The sequence below is a fragment of the Campylobacter concisus genome, assembly GCF_002914195.1.
Taxonomy (GTDB): domain Bacteria; phylum Campylobacterota; class Campylobacteria; order Campylobacterales; family Campylobacteraceae; genus Campylobacter_A; species Campylobacter_A concisus_M.
The window spans coordinates 348,088-366,275 of the sequence record NZ_PPAU01000090.1; the positions used below are offsets into that span (position 1 = coordinate 348,088).

The window sequence follows — 18,188 nt, forward strand, 5'->3', positions numbered from 1 at the left end:
AATGGAACAGATGTCTATGCAAAAAAGGTTGCTTCTTGCAGCACTTTTATCTATTGTTTTTTTTATAGTGTATGATTTTTTTATGCCAAAAAGAGTGATGCCTGAGCAAAACCAAACTACAGTGTCTCAATCTCAATCTATAGATCAAAATAAAGCTCCAAATATAAATCAAAATACACCAAAATCAAATGAAAATTTGGCTTCAAATGAGATAATCGCTACTATCAAAGGTCAAAGCTACGAAGCAAAGATAGATAAACTAGGAAGAATTTCAAAATTCTACTTAACTGAAGAGAAATACAAAACTGAAGATGGTAACAAAATCGAGCTTGTTTCGCAAAATCCATTGCCCCTTGAGCTTAGATTTAACGATAGTATGCTAAACGCTGATGCTTTTAAGGTTGCATATAGTAGTGACGCTAGCGAGATAGATGCTAGCAGCGAGCCTAAAACCATAAAACTTACTCAAAAATTAGATGGAGTTACAGTCACAAAAAATATCAAATTTTACCCAAATGGCAGATATGAAGTTGAAGTAAATTTAAGCAAAAATGTTGATTATTTCATCACTCCTGGCTTTAGGCCAAACATCGCAGTAGATAGCTACACAGTTCATGGCGTTATGCTTAGAAATGCAGATGATAGCCTAAATATTATAGAAGATGGTGACGCCAAAGAGGTTAAAAACTATGCAAATACCACAATAGCAGCCGCCTCTGATAGATACTATACAACTCTATTTTACTCATTTGAAAAGCCATTTGAAGTAGCCGTAGACAAAGATTCTAACAATAATCCTATTCTTTTTGTAAAGGCAAATGATAATTTAAAATTAGGTGCATATATCGGACCAAAAGAGCATAAAATTTTAAGCTCAATGGACGAGAGACTAAACGACGTTATTGAGTATGGTTGGTTTACATTTATAGCAAAACCGATGTTTGCATTTTTAAATTTCTTACATAACTACATCGGCAACTGGGGTTGGGCGATAGTTGTACTAACGCTTGTCATAAGGATAGTTTTATTCCCGCTTACATACAAGGGTATGCTATCTATGAATAAGCTTAAAGAGCTTGCTCCAAAGGTAAAAGAGCTTCAAGCAAAATATAAAGATGATAAGCAAAAAATGCAAGTTCATATGATGGAGCTTTATAAAAAGCATGGTGCAAATCCGATGGGTGGCTGCTTACCGATCTTACTTCAGATTCCGGTATTTTTTGCAATCTACCGCGTCTTACTAAATGCGATCGAGCTAAAAGGTGCTCCTTGGATACTTTGGATACACGATCTTTCAGTAATGGATCCATATTTTGTATTGCCTATTTTGATGGGTCTTACGATGTTTTTGCAGCAAAAGCTTACACCAACGACATTTACAGATCCTATGCAAGAAAAGGTGATGAAATTTTTACCTCTTATATTTACATTTTTCTTCGTGACATTCCCAGCTGGTCTTACACTTTACTGGTTTGTAAATAACGTTTGCTCAGTTGTTCAGCAAGTATTTGTAAACAAACTTTTTGAAAAACATAAAAAAGCTACGGAGGTAAAGGCTTAATGAAAATAGAAGCAAATACCCTTCAAGAGGCATTTCAAAAGGCAGCCCAGCAGCTTAACTGCTCAGTAACTCAGCTTGATATAAAAGTTTTACAGCATCCAAGCAGTGGTTTTTTGGGATTTTTTAAAAGAAGCGCGATCATAGAAGCAAATTTAGAAAATCAGCCAAAACCACAACACAAGCCAAAAAATGATAAAAATTTTGTTAAAAAAAATGATGAGAGTGAGAGTGTAAAAGAAGAGAAAAAGCAGAGCAAAAAGCACGATCATAATGATAAAAAGCGAAATCCTAAAAAGCATAAAGATGAGAAAAATGAGGCTAAGTCTGAGCAAAAAGAACATAAAAATGAAAAGTCAAATTTAAGTGAAAAAAATGAAGCTTTAGCTAAAGATGCGTTTGCTCAAAAGAGTGAAGAAGAAGCTGAACCGAGATATGTGATAAAGAGACTTGATGAACCAAAAGAAATAAAGGAGTCACAAGCTAGCAAAAATGCTCCTAAAAATATTTTAGATAATTCTATTATTGAAAATTTTAACCAAACTGATGAAGAGAGCGTGGCTCAAGCTTTACAAAAAGAAAAAAAAGAAAAAGCAACAATCGACTTTGATAAAATTTTACCTGAGATCAAAGATGGCATGAACCGTCTTTTTAAGGCAAGTTGTTTTGATATTAGTAAAATTGAAGTTAGCAAATTTGACGATGAAACGGTACTTATAGAGCTTGATGGGGCTGATGCGGCTCTACTTATAGGTAAAGAAGGTTATAGGTATAAAGCGATATCTTACATGCTTTATAACTGGCTAAATTCAAAATACAACCTCGCTATCCGTCTAGAGATCGCACAATTTTTGCAAAATCAAGAAGCGATGATGGATCAGTATCTAAATGGCGTGATCGAGCGTGTGCAAAATAGTGGTAGAGCTCAAACAAAGCCACTTGATGGGGTTTTGGTCAAGATCGCACTTGAGAAGCTTCGCGAGAAATTTCCAGATAAATATGTCGGCATAAAAAGTGGCAATGACGGTAAATTTGTCGTCGTAAATGACTTTTTCAAAAAATGAGTGAAACTATCGCAGCCCTTGCCACGGCTTATGGCATTGGCTCAGTTTCTATCGTAAGGCTTAGCGGCAAGGACGCCCTAGCCATCTCTTTAAAACTCCTTAAACTTTCAAATTTAGAGCCAAGATATGCAAAACTAGCCAAAATTTACTCCCTTGATGATGAAATTTTAGACGAGGGCATCGTTATATATTTTAAAGCCCCAGCAAGCTTTACTGGTGAGGATATAGTCGAGTTTCAAACTCATGGTGGCGTTATGGTGAGTGAGAGAATTTTAAATGAGCTAATAAGAGCTGGTGCAAGGCTTGCTATGCCTGGCGAGTTTAGCAAACGGGCATTTTTAAATGGCAAGATGGATCTAGCAAAGGCCGAGGCGATGCAAGGGCTCATCACTTCAAAAAGTGAGATCGCTGCTAAAATTTTGACCCGTCAGATGCAAGGCGATCTTAGTAAATTTGTGGGTGAGATCAGAAGCGAAGTGGTCAAAACTCTTGCCTTTGTGGAGACAATGATTGACTATGCTGATGATGATCTGCCTGCAAATTTACTAGATCAAACCAAAGAGATGCTTTTAAAAAATAGTGAGAAACTAGAGCGCATAGCCACTCTTAGCGAGCAAAGAAGAGGGCTAATTGATGGCTTTAAGATAGCTATCGTCGGCAAACCAAATGTTGGCAAAAGCTCCATTTTAAACTCATTTTTGGCATACGAAAGAGCGATCGTTAGTGACGAAGCGGGCACAACTAGAGATAGGATAGAAGAAAATTTCAAGATCGGCTCGCATCTAGTTCGTATAATAGATACCGCAGGCATCAGAAAAAATGCTGGAAAGATCGAGCAAATCGGCATAAACTACTCGATCTCAGCCATAAACGAGGCCGACATCATCCTAGCTGTCTTTGACGGTTCATCTTTAAGCGACGAGCAAGACAAAGAGATAATTAGGCTAGTTTCTAACTCAAACAAAAAAGCCTTTTTTATCCTAAACAAAAGCGATCTAGCGTTTAAATTTGACATAGAGCTAGAGGGTGCTATCAAAATTTCAGCAAAAACCGATACGAGCGTAGTTTTAAAAGAGCTTGAAAGCTACCTCAAGACACAAGATACCGATGAGATCATGCTTAGCTCAAACCGCCAAATTTTAAGCTGTAAAGAGGCGAGTGAGGCTTTAAAAAGAGCGTTTTTAAGGCTTAGTGAAGAGGAGCTAGAAATTTTTGCTTATGAGCTAAATAGTGCGATAAAGGCGCTTGCAAGTATCACAAAGCCATTTGAAAGAAGTGAAATTTTAGACGAAATGTTTAGCCATTTTTGTTTAGGAAAATGATAGTTTTTTTGGTTAAAATTTTCATTTTTAAGGAGATACGATGAAAATTTTACTTATAAATGGCGGTAAAAAATTTGCCCACTCAGATGGCAGATTAAATCAAACACTTCACGACCTTGCATGCGAGAAGCTCGTAAAAATGGGTCACGAGATAAAGCAAACTACAATAGATCATGGCTATGATGTAGAGGCTGAAGTTGAGAAATTTCTCTGGATGGACGCAGTAGTTTGGCAGATGCCAGCTTGGTGGATGGGTGAGCCTTGGATAGTGAAAAAATATATCGATAAGGTCTTTACTGCAGGTCATGGCAAGCTTTATGCGAGTGATGGCAGACACAGGGTCGATCCAACTAAAAACTATGGCAAAGGCGGCTTGTTAAATGACAAGCAGTTTATGCTAAGCCTTACTTGGAATGCCCCAGCTGAGGCATTTAGCGATCCAAACGAGTTTTTTGAAGCGCGCGGGATCGATGGGGTTTATTTTCATTTTAGAAAGGCAAATGAGTTTTTGGGCATGAAGCCACTTCCATATTTTATGTGCAATGATGTGATCAAGATGCCAGATGTGCCAAGATACCTAAAAGAGTATGAAGCGCATCTTGAAAAAAGTTTTTAAAAATACGAAATAGAAATTTAAATATAGAAACAAAACTGCAAATATGAATAAAAGTGGCAACAAAATAGCTACGAGCTAGGTTTGAAAATTTTGCCACTTTTTATTACCATGCTAGCAAAAATAAAACACTGGCATAAATTTTTAAAATACTGCTACAAAAAGACCTTATTAAAGTAGGTAAAATTCTCTCAATAATGCTTTATTCTGCTAAATTTCAAAAGGCTTTTTAGTAACTTTTTATAAGCAAGGTTGTAAAATAGCTTAAAATTCTTAAAAGGTTACATCAATGGATAAAGCTACCATACAAGCACATAAAATCAGCGACGAAGAGTATGAGGAGATCTTAAAAATTTTAGGCCGTGAGCCAAATTTACTAGAGCTTGGCATATTTTCGGCGATGTGGAGCGAGCACTGCAGCTACAAATCAAGCAAAAAATACCTAAACGGCTTTCCGACAAAGGCACCTTGGGTCATTCAAGGACCTGGCGAAAATGCTGGCGTCATCGACGTTGGCGACGGGGTTGCGGCTGTGTTTAAGATGGAGAGTCACAACCACCCAAGCTTTATCGAGCCGTTTCAGGGCGCTGCAACTGGCGTTGGTGGAATTTTAAGAGATGTCTTTACGATGGGCGCAAGAGTCGTTGCAAACATGAACTCGCTTCGTTTTGGCGAGATAAGAGGCGAGGGCGAGCTAACTAAAAAGCATAGATATCTGCTAAAAGGAAGTGTCGCTGGTATCGGACACTATGGCAACTGTATGGGTATCCCAACGATCGGAGGCGAAACTACATTTGATCCTAGCTTTAATGGCAACATCCTAATAAACGCCTTCGCGCTTGGACTTTGCAAAAGTGATGAAATTTTCTACGGCAAGGCTGAAGGCGTGGGCAATCCAGTCATTTACGTAGGCTCAAAGACCGGCAGAGACGGACTTGGTGGCGCTGTGATGGCGAGTGATAGCTTTAACGATGAAAATAAATCACTTCGCCCAACGGTGCAAGTGGGAGACCCATTTGCCGAGAAACTGCTTATGGAGGCGTGCTTAGAGCTCTTTAAAAAAGACTACATCATTGGCATCCAAGATATGGGTGCAGCGGGGCTTACAAGCTCCAGCTTTGAGATGGCTGGCAGAAGTGGCAGCGGCATGAAGATGTATCTAGAGCGCGTGCCGATGCGCGAAGTTGGCATGACGCCTTATGAGCTAATGCTAAGCGAGTCTCAAGAGCGTATGCTAATATGCGCCAAAAAAGGCTATGAGCAAAAGGTGCTTGAAATTTTTAGAAAATGGGACCTTGACGCTGAGATCATAGGCGAGGTCACAAGTAGCGGCGTGATGCAGCTTTACTGGCACGGTGAGCTTGCAGGCGAAATCCCTATCGGCCCACTTAGCGAGGCAGCTCCGGTGCTTGATCGCCCAGTCGCACGTCCAAAATACCTTGATGAGATAGTAAATTTAGAAATTCCAAATAATGTTGATAACAAAAGCGCATTTTTCAAGCTTTTAAAAGAGCCAGAAGTGCTAAATAAAAGCTTCATCTACGATCAATACGACGCAAATATCCAGACAAATACGATAAAACAGCCAGGTCACTTAGGCGCTGCAAGCATTAGAGTAAAAGGCACTAAAAAGGCCGTCTCTATGGCTGCGCAGTGCGATCCTAGAGCAAATTTTGTTGATCCAAAAATTGGCGCTGCAAGAGCTGTCGCTGCAGCTGGTAGAAAGGTAGCGATGAGTGGCGCTGTGCCACTTGCGATCACCGACTGCCTAAACTACGGCAATCCGCAAAATCCAGAGGTTATGTGGCAGTTCAAAGAGGGATGTGAAGGCATAAAAGAGGCTTGCCGTGAGCTAAATACGCCAGTTGTGAGTGGCAACGTGAGCCTTTATAATGACACTGACGGCGTTAGTGTCTATCCAACGCCAGCCATCGTCACAGTTGGTGTAAATGAAGATGCAAATTTAAACCTAAAAAGCACATTTTTAAGCGAGGGCAGGGCGATTTACTTGCTTGGCGAAACAAGCGGAGAATTTGCTGCTTCGCTTTACGCAAAGGCACTATTTAACGTGGTTGGCGGTAAGCTAAAAGAGGTTGATTATAAAGCTGAGCGAGCCCTTTGGGACCTAGTGATAGAGGCAAATAAAGAGCAAATTTTAGAGTTTGCAAATAGCGTAGGTGTGGGCGGTCTTGCTATCACGCTGGCAAAAATGGCTAGCATCTCAAACATCGGCGTAAATTGCAAAGTGAAATTTAAAGAGCCAAATTTCATTTTTGATGAGAGCTTTTCAAGAGCGGTTGTGGGCGTGAAAGATGAGGCTAAATTTGAAGCGCTTGCGGCTAAATTTGGTGTGAAATTTGAAAAGATCGGCGTTAGCGGAGGCAAGAGATTTAAGCTAAATGAGATAGATGAGAGCTTAGAGGACGTAAGAGAAATTTATCTAAATGAGTTTGCGAAAATCGTAAAAAAGGAGGACTAAGAGATGTTTTCTAAAAAGGAAAAAGTAAGCGGAGAAAAGGAAGTAGAGCAAAACGAGAAAAAGGGCGTGGCAAAACCGCCAGTGCTCTTTAGCGATACTCAAAATTTGATAAGTACGATAGAAAAAAGGCTAAATGCCCCTTTGATAACCTACTACAACTCAAACGCTGGTAATGTTTGCGGCAACGATGCAAGCGCTATGTATGAAATTTTAAAGGGTAAAAAGATAGACACTGCCTATCTTTTCATAAAAAGTGATGGCGGAAGCGGTATAGCCGCACTTAGGATCATTAGCACGCTTAGAAACTACTGCAAAAATTTAATAGCACTGATCCCATCAAACTGCGCTTCAGCTGCTACGATGATGGCACTTGGTGCTAATGAGATCGTCATGGGGCCGCTTGCCTATCTAACGCCAGTTGATACCTCGCTTAAGCACGAGCTAAGCCCTACAAACAAGGGCAACGAGCTTGTTAGCGTCTCTATGGACGAGCTTAGCCGTGTGGTGAAGCTTTGGAAAGAGCAGGACAAAGATAGACCAAACGACACAAACCCCTACAACTCGCTATATGAGTATATCCATCCGCTAGTTTTTGGTGCGGTTGATCGTGCTAGCTCGCTTTCGCTTAAAATTTGCTCTGAGTTACTTAGATATCACATAGATGATGATAAAAAGATCGTTGAAATTTCTGAGAGGCTAAACGCAGACTACCCAGCACATGAGTATCCGATACTCTTTCGTGAGGCGCAGGAGATCGGTCTGCATGTCAAAAAGATGGACGATGATCTAAACGAGATGCTTCAGGAGCTAACGCTACTTTACTCTGAGATGGGACAGCGGGCTTTTACTGACTACGATGAAAATAGCTACCACGATAACAATATCGCAAATATCATTGAAACAAATGGCAAGCAAATTTACTATCAGATAGATAAAGACTGGTTCTACCGCCCTGAAGAGCGCCGCTGGAATGTGATGAATGACGAGAGCTCTTGGCGTAAAAACGAACTAGTAAATGGCAAAATAAAAAATACTATCTATCACTTGTGGTAATATGTCTGGAGTCCTGTTTTTACTGATATTAGGCGGTGCGATATTTCTCTTTATGAATGTCCAAATAGGTAGTAACCGCAAGAAACAAGCAGATGTAGATGAGGCTAAATTTCTAGTCTCACTGCTTGCAAAAGTAGCTAAAAGTGACGGCAGAGTTAGCGAACTAGAGGCTAGGCTGATCACTCAAGTGCTAGATGATCTAAGCCAGAAAGTTAGCGGCGTTAGCGGTGTGCGTGAGTATCTAAAAGAGGTTTATAAGAGCCAAAAAGAAAATATAGATAACGCCTATGAAACCGCTAGAAACTACAAGAGAGCATTTAATCTAAACTACGATATATGCATCGCTAGGCTCACATTTTTTCTAAATTTAGCCTACATAGATGGAGAATTTAACAAAAGCGAGCAAGATGTTATAAGAAATATCGCTTATGGATTTGGCATTGATAAAGAAACGCTTGATGAGATCATCTTTAAATTTGATAGTTTTTATGGCTCAAGATTTGAGGCAAATACTGATAAAGTAGTCCAAGAAAAAGATGCGTTTGAGGTTTTAGGACTTAACAAAAATGCAAGCTTTGATGAAGTAAAAGCCCGTTACAAAGAGCTTGTAAGGCAGTATCATCCCGACATTTTAATGGGTAGGGGCGAGAGTAAAGAGGTGATCGAGCGCTCAACTAAAAAGCTTCAGGAGATAAACGAGGCTTATGGGCGATTAAAAGAGAAATTTGGAGTTTAGATGAAGAAATTTATTATTTTGCTGCTAGCGGTGGCTGGCTTTTGTAATGATTTTAAAGTGGTAAATGTCGATGGAAAAGAGATAAAATTTAAGCTTACGCAAAGCGAGCTTTATCAAGATCAAAGGTTAGTCATCAGCAACTACGATGTTAAAGATAGCAATGTGAGTATAGTATTTGTCGATAAAGATGGCAACAAGAGCGACATTATGTCAGTTCAAGCAAAAAAATTAAATGAAATTAGTGAGTATATCTTTTCGTATGATCGCGGCATAAAGATGATGAAATTTAGCTCAAAAAAGCCAATATGCGAGGCGCTTGAGAAAGAGGAGTCTGTAAATTTAAGCGTATTAGATGCGCGTTATTTTGATGGCAATCAAATTTCAAGCTATGCCTTTAGCGTTGATATTGTTGGTCAAAAGCGTGAAAATTTTGTAGAGAGAAAAGACTATTATATAGATGCAGCTGCAAATGTTATGGTTACGCTAGAAGCCTTATCGATAAAGAATATCGCAAAAGATATAAAAATGGGGCAGCTTCTGCTAGTAAAAGGTATGTGTTTAACAAAAAGATAAAAATTTAATAAAGGAGAAAAAATGAGAGCATTGCTTAGCGTTAGCGATAAAGAGGGCATTGTAGAGTTTGCAAAGGGGCTGGAAGAGCTTGGCTGGCAGATACTTTCAACTGGTGGCACCTATAAACTTTTAAAGAGCGAGGGTGTCAAAGCTACTGAAGTTAGTGAATTTACAGCTTCACCTGAGATGTTTGAGGGTAGGGTAAAGACGCTTCATCCAAAGATACATGGCGGCATCTTACACAAACGTGACGACGCTACGCACGTGGCTCAGGCAAAAGAGCATGGCATCGAGGGCATAGACCTAGTTTGCGTAAATTTATATCCATTTAAAGAGACTACGATTAGGACTGATGACTTTGCTGAGATCATCGAAAATATCGACATCGGCGGCCCAGCTATGGTAAGAAGTGCGGCTAAAAATTTTAAAGATGTCCTTATTGTTACAAGCGTGCTTGATTATGATGAAATTTTAAATCGTCTAAAAGAGAAAAGCGATGATTTTGAGTTTAGAAGATCGCTGATGATAAAGGCGTTCGAGCATACAGCGGCTTATGATAGCATGATCGCAAACTATATGAATGATAGATTTAATGGCGGTTTTGGCGATGCTAGATTTATCATGGGAAGCAAGGTTTTTGACACTAGATACGGCGAAAATCCACACCAAAAAGGCGCACTTTATGAGTTTGATTATTTCTTTACAAACAACTTTAGAGCTCTAAAAGGCGAGGCTAGTTTTAATAATATGACCGATATAAATGGTGCATTGATGCTTGCAACTAGCTTTGATGACGCACCAGCTGTGGCTATCATCAAGCATGCTAATCCTTGTGGTTTTGCTGTAAAAGATACTTTGCTTGAGAGCTACGAGGCTGCGCTTAAGTGCGATCCGGTCTCAGCATACGGCGGCGTGGTCGCAATAAACGGCACACTTGATGAAAAGCTAGCTAAAAAGATAAATGAAATTTACGTTGAAGTAATCATCGCTGCAAACGTAGATGATGCCGCGCTTAAAGTATTTGAGAGTAAAAAACGTATCAAAATTTTCACTCAAGACAATAAATTTTTAGTTCGCTCAAATGATAAATTTGACTTTAAGCACGTTGATGGTGGATTTGTATTTCAAGAAAGAGACTATGTAAAAGACGAAGAGCTTGAAAATATGAAGCAAATGAGCAAGAAATTTGCAACTGGTAGTGAGCTAAAAGATGCCCAGATCGCGTGGAAAGTGGCTGCGCTAACGAAGAGCAACTGCGTAGTTTATGTAAAAGATGGCGCTATGGTGGCTATCGGCATGGGTATGACAAGCCGCGTTGATGCTGCACGTGCAGCCGTGGCAAAGGCAAAAGAGCTAAAGATCGATCTAAGTGGCTGCGTACTTGCAAGCGAAGCGTTCTTTCCATTTAGAGACAGCATCGACATCGCTAGCAAAGTCGGCGTAAAATGTGTCATCGAGCCAGGTGGCAGCATCAGAGATGATGAGGTGATAGAGGCTGCCGATGAACACGGCATGTCGCTATACTTTACTGGCGTTAGACACTTTTTACACTAAAATTTAGGGGCGCTTGCCCCTTTCTTCACACTTTATAACTTTAATTTTAGTATAATCTTTCAAAAATGAAAGGAGATAGAATGAAAAAGATCTTAAAATTTATCTTAATGGCTGCAATGTTTTTTGGTCTAAATTTGATGGCAAAGGATGAGCTTATAAAGGAGCAGACGATGGCAGGACAAAAATTAAAAGAAATTTATCTAGCAGGTGGTTGCTTTTGGGGTATGCAGGGATATTTTAAAAAGATATTTGGCGTAGTGGATACAAAGGTAGGCTACGCAAATGGCAAGAGCGAAAATACTAGCTACCGCGAGCTTCATGAGAGCGATCATGCTGAGACACTTTATGTAAAATACGACGAAAATAGAGTCGCTTTGGCTGAAATTTTGGCTCACTTTTTTAGAGTGATCGACCCGACCTCTCTAAATAAACAAGGCAATGACGTCGGTAGGCAGTATAGAAGCGGAATTTACTATGTGAGCGAAAGTGATCTGCCAACGATAGAGAGCTTTATGAAAATAGAGCAAAAGAAATTTAAAGATAAGATTGTGGTTGAGGTGGCGCCACTTAAAAATTTCGTCTTAGGCGAGGAGTATCATCAAGACTATCTTGATAAAAATCCTTTTGGATATTGCCATATCGATCTAGGTTTAGCCGATAAACCGCTTTACGATGAGGCGAAATTTAAGCCGCTTAGTAAAGATGAGCTAAAGAAAAATTTAAGTAGCGAGCAGTATGCCGTGACGCAAGAAGCTGCAACTGAGAGGCCATTTAGCAGCGAGTATGATAAATTTGATCAAAAAGGCATTTATGTAGATATAACGAGCGGAAAGCCACTTTTCTCAAGTGCAGATAAATTTGATGCAGGATGTGGCTGGCCTAGCTTTACAAAGCCTATCACGACAACAGCTCTTTCATATAAGGAGGACAACTCTTTTATGATGAAAAGAGTCGAAGTTAAGTCGCAAAATAGTGACGCGCACCTTGGTCATGTCTTTGACGATGGCCCAAGCGATAAGGGCGGGCTAAGATATTGCATAAACGGTGCGAGCCTTAAATTTATACCGCTTGAAGATATGGCTAGACTTGGATATGAGGAATTTATACCTTACGTAAAATAGCTTTTGTTGAAGCAAATCAATAGTTTGAAAAGTTTAATCAGAGTATAATTCTCCAAAATTAAAAGGAGAAAAAATGAGCGATTTTTTCAAAAACGCAGAGCAGTTTAATGTCGATGGTGCAACCGTGCCATTTTATAAATTTAATGAAAATGGTGTAAATTTTGTTGGCTTTGACTCACGTCCTTGCGTGCCGCCAGAGCCAATGGTCAATGCATTAATCGCTATTAAATTTGCTGATAAAAACACAAAAATTATGATGCTAAATCATAAATTTCCAGCTGGTCTTATACCAAAGATAGATAAGAGCTTTGACATAGAGCGTGAAGATATAGATGGTGGGGCTGTAAAGATGATTTTTAGCCTAAAAGACGGCGCAAACATAGAAGACGTAGATACGAGTCTTTGCCACTAAGATGCTTTTAAATACTTACGCACCACCATTTAAGCTAGTTGGTGGATATTTTATTGCTGGAATTTTGTTTTTGGCATTAAGTGTGCCGGCATTCTTTTATGCAGATTTTGATGCGATTAGCTCACTAAACACAGCTGGTTTTTTGCATATATTTTTTGTTGGCTTTGTGATGAGCATTATCATCGGAGCGCTCTATCAGCTAACCTCAGTCATTTTAGAAAAGCCATTTTTTACCGCAAAAGGTGCTATTTTAAATTTGGCTATTTTTTGTCTATCATTGTTGGGAATGTGCTACGGGATGTTATTTACTGAGGCTAAAATTTTACAAATTAGTGGAGTTTTGCTTTTTTGCTCGCTCGCTTTTTTTGCAACGACTTACGCATTAAGCTTTATGGATAATGAAAAAAGGAGCTTTGCAGCCTTTGCACTTTTTGTTTCAGCTATCTTTTTGATAATTGGAATAACGCTTGGTTTTTGCTTGCTTATGATACTTAGTGGCACGCTGATGCTTGATTTTGAGATGACACTAAAATTTCACGTTTATTTTGTGCTGGGATTTGTATTTCTTGTGATACTTGGAGCTGCTAGTGTACTCTTACCTATGTTTGCGCTAGCTCATGATCTAAAATTTATACTTAGTAAAGCCTCACTAGCATGCTATATTTTGGGTGGTATCTTACTAGCTTTTAATGAAAATTTGTCTGTTTTGTCAATATGCGTGGCAGCTTTACTTTTTATAGCTCAAGCACTTTATATTTTAAAAAAGCGCGTTAGAAAGGCGTATGATTACTGGAATGTAAATATCGTACTTTCATTGGTGGCTTTGCTTGGTGCTGCTGTTTTTATAGCTTTGGATAAATTAAATTTAGCTGCATATTTTTTAATATATGGCTTTTTGTTTGCTTTTATCGTAGCTCATCTTTACAAGATCGCACCATTTCTCATATGGTATCACTACGTAGCACCTTTTGTCGGAAAGGTAAAAGTGCCACTTCTTGATGCCATGATACTAAAAAAGATAGCTTATTTTGGTATAGCTTTTAATGCTATCTCGCTTCTTTGCTATCTTTTCTCAACTTGCTTTGAACTAGAAATTTTAGTGCAAGCTGGTATGATGTTTATAGCTCTTAGTATAGTTTTACTATCAATAAATATAATAAATATTTTTAGATTTACTGGTTTTAAAGGATAAAAATGAAAGAAAAAATTTATAACGCACTGTCAAATATCGTTGATCCAGAAGTTGGCTTTGATATCGTTTCGCTTGGACTTATATACGATGCGAGCTGCGATGAAAATGGCAAAGCAAAGGTTACTATGACGCTTTCAACCAAATCTTGCCCGCTACATGAAATGATACTTGGCTGGGTAGAAACTGCCGTGCTTGATATAGAAGGCGTCAAAGAGTGTGAGATCGATCTTGTCTGGGAGCCTGAGTGGAATATACAAATGGCAAGTGATTTTGTAAAAGCACAGCTCGGAGTTTAATTTTTAAGTTTTTGGATTTAAAGGTTTGTAAATTTTTAATAAGCTAGAGAGCAAAAGCTCTCTAGAAATTTTAAGGAGTTTGTTTTTTTATTAGTCCATTTGATGGCGCATAAATGATGGCACATCAAGTTGTGACATATAGTCTTCGTCATATCCACCACTAACTTTTTTAAGTCTTAATATACGCTCTTTTTTTATGATATCGTTTGCATTAGAAGTTTGTATTTCATCTTTTTTTTCAGTCTCTTTTTGTGAGCTTTGAAAACCTGTTGCTATTATTGTAACTTCAACTTTATTGTCTTCTATTTTATCATCAGTTGTTGTACCAAATATAATTTCAGCATCTTCATCTGCTGCCTCATGAATAATACTCATCGCATTATTGATATCAGCTAGTGGGCAACTAGGGCTTATTCTAAAATGAACTAAAATACCAAATGCACCATTTATTGTCATGTTATCAAGAAGCGGTGATTGTATAGCATTTTTTATAGCTTCTTGCGCTGCATCTTCGCCACTTGCTTCGCCAACACCCATTAAAGCTAGTCCTCTGTGACTCATAATCGTTCTAACATCAGCAAAGTCTAGATTTATATCGCTTTTTCCTGAATCAAGTACGATCGTACTCATACCATTGACGGCTCTTGCAAGCACTTCATCAACCATTTCAAAGCTTTCTTTTATGCCAGCATTTTTATCAATTAATGTTAGGAGTTTATCATTTGGAATGACAACAATAGAATCGCTTTCTTTTCTAAGTTCTTCAAGACCACAATCAGCCAATTTTCTACGTTTTTTTCCTTCAAACATAAAAGGCATGGTAACAACTGCAACTGTTAGTGCACCAATATCTTTTGCAGCTTGAGCAACTACTGGAGCTGCACCTGTACCAGTTCCACCACCAAGTCCTGTACCAATGAAAACTATATCTGATGTCTCAAGTGCACTTTTTACTTCATCGTAGCTCTCTTCAGCAGCGGCTTTTCCTATTTCAGGTCTCATGCCTGCACCTAGACCTTTTGTTGTCTTTTCTCCAAGCTGTATTTTTGTATGTGCAAGAGAATTTTCAAGAGCCTTAGCATCTGTATTAGCAACAATAAGATCTATATTTAAATTTGGATTAACTCTTATTATGTGGTTGACCATATTGCCACCACCTCCACCTACACCTACGACCTTTATCTTTGCACCATAGATGCTTTTATTTTCTTCTACTGTGAAGCTACTCATTTTTGAAATTCTCCTTAAAATAATTGTGTAATACTATACCAAAATTTTGCAAAAGCATTTGGCTTTTTTTCTTGTTTGCTAATATCTGCAATATTGGCAAGCTCTTCTTTATTTTTTGATTTATTTGCTATTTCTAATTCAAAATCTTTATCAGAAAAACTATCCTCTTTTTCATTTGGATCCTGCACCTCTTGTCCAAAATTTTGTATATTTTCTTCTTCTACAAAAACATTTCTAAAATTTGCTTTCGGTTTTGAGGCTATTTCCCCTTGGTATCTCATTTTTTTCTCAGAATCAATCTCGTATGGGCTAAAGTTGCCAGCACCATACAAACAAAGCCCTATAGCACAAGAATTTGCTGGGTCTCTTAAAATTTCAAATAATCCATCCATTTCCTTTGGTTTTGCTATACGAACTGGCATTTTGTCAAATATTGCAGATGCAAGATCTCTAATACCTTCTAGCTTAGTCATACCACCAGTAAGTATTATTCCAGCACCAATGCTATCTTTATAGCCGCTATCTTCTAGCATTTTAGCAAGTACCATAAGGGTTTCTTCTGCTCTGGCATATATAACATTTGATATTATGTCTAGTGAAACTTCGTGGCTTTTTGTTTCATCTCCAAGGATCGGGAGCTCTATTAGATCAACTGACTTATTTATTAAAGCGCCATAGCCTAATTTTATCTCTTCTGCCTTTGGAAGTGGTGTATGCAGAGCCATAGAAAGATCATTTGTAATGTTTGCTGAGCCAACAGGTAAAAATTCATTGTATCTTATAGAATTTCCAGAATGCACTACAAGATTACAAGTAGCACCACCCATATCAACAAGTGCGGCACCAAGCTCTTTCTCATCTTTTGTTAATGTTGCTATCGCAGAAGCATATCCTGAAAGGACTATGTTATCTAGTTGAACACCTGCTAAATTTACGGCTTTTCTTAGGTTGCTAATAGATGACTTTTGCACTGTGACAATATGTGTTTGAACTTCTAGCCTACTACCATTCATGCCTATTGGATCTTCAATGTGTTCTTGCCCATCTACCTTAAAATTATAAGGAAGAACATGTAGTTTTTCATATTCATGAGGTATATCAGCTGTATGATCGGCCATTTGCATAGCACGTTCGATCTCTTTTATACCTATTTCATGATTTGGTATATTTACTACACCACTACTATCAACACTTTTTGTATACGCACCAGAAATAGAAACTATGACTTTTTCATAGCGTGTTCCTGCAACTCTTTGTGCTTCTATTAATGCATTTTTTATAGACTTTGCAGCTTGCTCTATATTAGTTATAACACCTTTTCTTATTCCCTGCGTTTTTTCAGTTCCAATTCCAATTATCTTAATACCATTTTCATCATGTTGTGCTATTACCGCACAAATCTGGAAAGAGCCGATATCTATACCTAAAATTTTTGTACTCAAGATAAATTACCTTTTGATATATTCTTTAATTTCATAGTATTTTTTTAGTTTGTTTGTTAAATCTTTTATTAACTCATTATTTTTAAGCATTGTAACGTTTTGCTGTGTTATTTGTTTATAGTTATTATCTATATTATCTACAAGCAACCTTTGTTCCAAAATATCGTATATAACGGCCTTATCTTCTAATATAACATAATCTTTTTTGTTGTTAGTTTCAAAAAGTTGAGAAACAAAAGCTCTAGTTTCACTTTCATTTAGTCCTGAGATAGAGCCATTTATATCTCTACTGATAAAGCCTATATCAGTACCTTTGAAATTTTGTAAAGACTCTTTTGCTATGGTTGTTAAGTTTTCTTTTTTCTTTTTATCTTTGTAAATTTCAAACACTATTGCTCTTGCTTGCTCAAAGCTCATAGGTTGTGGAGGAGTTATGCTTTTTACTCTAACTATTAAATATCCATCTTTATATGTAAATGGTTTTATAATCTCACCAACTTTTGCACCTTTTATTTCATCAAGCGAGAATGTCGCATTATCTTCATTTATACTAATAAATTCATTTGTTGCAAGCTCAGCTTTTTTGATAGAGGTATATTTTTTTAAAGCATCGGTCTTGCTTTTCTCAATATTGTAGTCTTTAATAACTTCAGCCTTTACTTCGTCAAATGATTTGATTTTATCATCAGAGCCTTTATATCTCTCCTTATTTTCGTTGTAGTAGTCACTCAAAGTGGTTTGATTTACATCATTTTTATTTGACTCTATAAAGTATGTTTCTAAACCGTATATAGTCTTTGTCATATAGTTGTTTTTATTTGTTTCCCAAAGATCCTTTAGCTCTTTTTCATCTATTTTTATATCACTTTGATTGGCATTTATTATCTGTACTGCTAATTTGTCTTGCATAAAAAAGCTTGCTTCCATCATTGCAATGTCTTCTTTGCTGGCTGGTAAATTTAAAATAGTTCTAAGTTTATCAAGTAGTATTGTTAGTTTTAAATTTTCTTCAAAATCGGTTGGATTTATTCTGGCCCTTCTTAAAATATCGTAGTATAAATTTTTATCAAAAGCACCATCTTTTTGAAATGTTGGATCAGCGATTATATATTTTAAAATATCATCTTTGCTAACGCTAAGACCTATATCATCTGCAAAATTTAATAGTAAATTCTCTTGAATTGTAGCCTGAAGTGCAGCATTTTCTAGACCTAACTCATTGGCCTTTTCTTGCGTTAATTTGCCATCAAAAAGATTATTATAGTATTGATACAAACTATCGTATTTTTGTTGTAGTTCTTGAATGCTTATATTTCTGTGTCCTACTTTTGCTACCGAAGTGGCTCGATTGCTATTTAAATCATATGCTCCCCAGCCTACAAAGCCTGCTCCAACAAAGGCTATTGTACTTACCCAAATGGTAACAACTAGGTATTTTTTATGTTTCTGCATCCAAGACAACATTAAATTTTCCTTTAAAAGACTAACGAAATTTGTATGATATATTATATAAAATTGCCTTAAATAAGCTTAAAATAGGGGC

16 protein-coding genes are annotated in these 18,188 nt (G+C 37.7%); 13 read left to right on the top strand and 3 right to left on the bottom strand.

The features are described 5' to 3' along the window. Position 1 precedes the first annotated feature (1 nt). The 13 genes from yidC to CYP28_RS04045 all read left to right on the top strand — a co-directional run bounded on the left by yidC (position 2) and on the right by CYP28_RS04045 (position 13,973). Positions 2-1,561 (top strand): membrane protein insertase YidC, encoded by a 1,560-nt coding sequence (yidC, locus tag CYP28_RS03985; protein WP_103593164.1) that lies wholly within the window; start codon positions 2-4, stop codon positions 1,559-1,561. Beyond that, positions 1,561-2,622, top strand: a complete 1,062-nt coding sequence (locus CYP28_RS03990; RefSeq protein WP_103593165.1) for a Jag N-terminal domain-containing protein — start codon at positions 1,561-1,563, stop codon at positions 2,620-2,622. Before yidC ends, CYP28_RS03990 begins: the two co-directional genes overlap by 1 nt. Continuing rightward, complete coding sequence (gene mnmE / locus CYP28_RS03995) at positions 2,619-3,944, top strand: tRNA uridine-5-carboxymethylaminomethyl(34) synthesis GTPase MnmE (protein WP_103593166.1); 1,326 nt, start codon at positions 2,619-2,621, stop codon at positions 3,942-3,944. The genes CYP28_RS03990 and mnmE overlap by 4 nt, the downstream gene beginning before the upstream one ends. A 40-nt stretch (positions 3,945-3,984) precedes the next feature. Then, complete coding sequence (locus tag CYP28_RS04000) at positions 3,985-4,560, top strand: NAD(P)H-dependent oxidoreductase (RefSeq protein WP_103593167.1); 576 nt, start codon at positions 3,985-3,987, stop codon at positions 4,558-4,560. A gap of 286 nt (positions 4,561-4,846) precedes the next feature. Further along, positions 4,847-7,036 (top strand): phosphoribosylformylglycinamidine synthase subunit PurL, encoded by a 2,190-nt coding sequence (gene purL / locus CYP28_RS04005; protein WP_103593168.1) that lies wholly within the window; start codon positions 4,847-4,849, stop codon positions 7,034-7,036. A 3-nt stretch (positions 7,037-7,039) separates the two neighbouring features. Beyond that, positions 7,040-8,089: an SDH family Clp fold serine proteinase gene (locus CYP28_RS04010; RefSeq protein ID WP_002940400.1), complete on the top strand. Its 1,050-nt coding sequence runs from the start codon at positions 7,040-7,042 to the stop codon at positions 8,087-8,089. A gap of 1 nt (position 8,090) precedes the next feature. Next, on the top strand, positions 8,091-8,825 hold the full coding sequence (locus tag CYP28_RS04015) for a TerB family tellurite resistance protein (RefSeq protein WP_103579688.1): 735 nt from the start codon (positions 8,091-8,093) through the stop codon (positions 8,823-8,825). Further along, positions 8,826-9,398 carry a hypothetical protein gene (locus CYP28_RS04020; RefSeq protein WP_103579687.1) on the top strand — a complete coding sequence of 191 codons (573 nt, stop codon included), beginning with the start codon at positions 8,826-8,828 and terminating at the stop codon, positions 9,396-9,398. A gap of 21 nt (positions 9,399-9,419) precedes the next feature. Then, positions 9,420-10,952 carry a bifunctional phosphoribosylaminoimidazolecarboxamide formyltransferase/IMP cyclohydrolase gene (gene purH, locus CYP28_RS04025; RefSeq protein WP_103579686.1) on the top strand — a complete coding sequence of 511 codons (1,533 nt, stop codon included), beginning with the start codon at positions 9,420-9,422 and terminating at the stop codon, positions 10,950-10,952. Positions 10,953-11,032: 80 nt separating this feature from the next. After that, positions 11,033-12,073 (top strand): peptide-methionine (R)-S-oxide reductase MsrB, encoded by a 1,041-nt coding sequence (msrB, locus tag CYP28_RS04030; protein WP_103593169.1) that lies wholly within the window; start codon positions 11,033-11,035, stop codon positions 12,071-12,073. 73 nt (positions 12,074-12,146) lie between these two features. After that, positions 12,147-12,485 (top strand): hypothetical protein, encoded by a 339-nt coding sequence (locus CYP28_RS04035; RefSeq protein ID WP_021090578.1) that lies wholly within the window; start codon positions 12,147-12,149, stop codon positions 12,483-12,485. Position 12,486: 1 nt separating this feature from the next. Further along, positions 12,487-13,677, top strand: coding sequence for a peptidase M50 (locus tag CYP28_RS04040; RefSeq protein ID WP_103593170.1), 1,191 nt, complete (start codon positions 12,487-12,489; stop codon positions 13,675-13,677). Positions 13,678-13,679: 2 nt separating this feature from the next. Beyond that, on the top strand, positions 13,680-13,973 hold the full coding sequence (locus CYP28_RS04045) for a metal-sulfur cluster assembly factor (protein ID WP_021091019.1): 294 nt from the start codon (positions 13,680-13,682) through the stop codon (positions 13,971-13,973). 90 nt (positions 13,974-14,063) lie between these two features. Here the strand turns inward: CYP28_RS04045 and ftsZ are convergent, their stop codons facing one another. From ftsZ to CYP28_RS04060, 3 genes are read right to left on the bottom strand one after another with little or no spacing between them, the layout of a single operon-like run. Then, the gene (ftsZ, locus tag CYP28_RS04050) at positions 14,064-15,203 is read right to left on the bottom strand and encodes a cell division protein FtsZ (RefSeq protein ID WP_103593171.1); all 1,140 of its coding nucleotides are present in this window, start codon (positions 15,201-15,203) and stop codon (positions 14,064-14,066) included. Positions 15,204-15,217: 14 nt separating this feature from the next. Beyond that, entirely contained in the window at positions 15,218-16,645 is a 1,428-nt protein-coding gene (gene ftsA, locus CYP28_RS04055; RefSeq protein WP_103593172.1) for a cell division protein FtsA, read from the bottom strand. A 6-nt stretch (positions 16,646-16,651) separates the two neighbouring features. Beyond that, positions 16,652-18,109, bottom strand: a complete 1,458-nt coding sequence (locus CYP28_RS04060) for a peptidylprolyl isomerase (protein ID WP_103593173.1) — start codon at positions 18,107-18,109, stop codon at positions 16,652-16,654. Between the last annotated feature and the right edge of the window lie 79 nt (positions 18,110-18,188).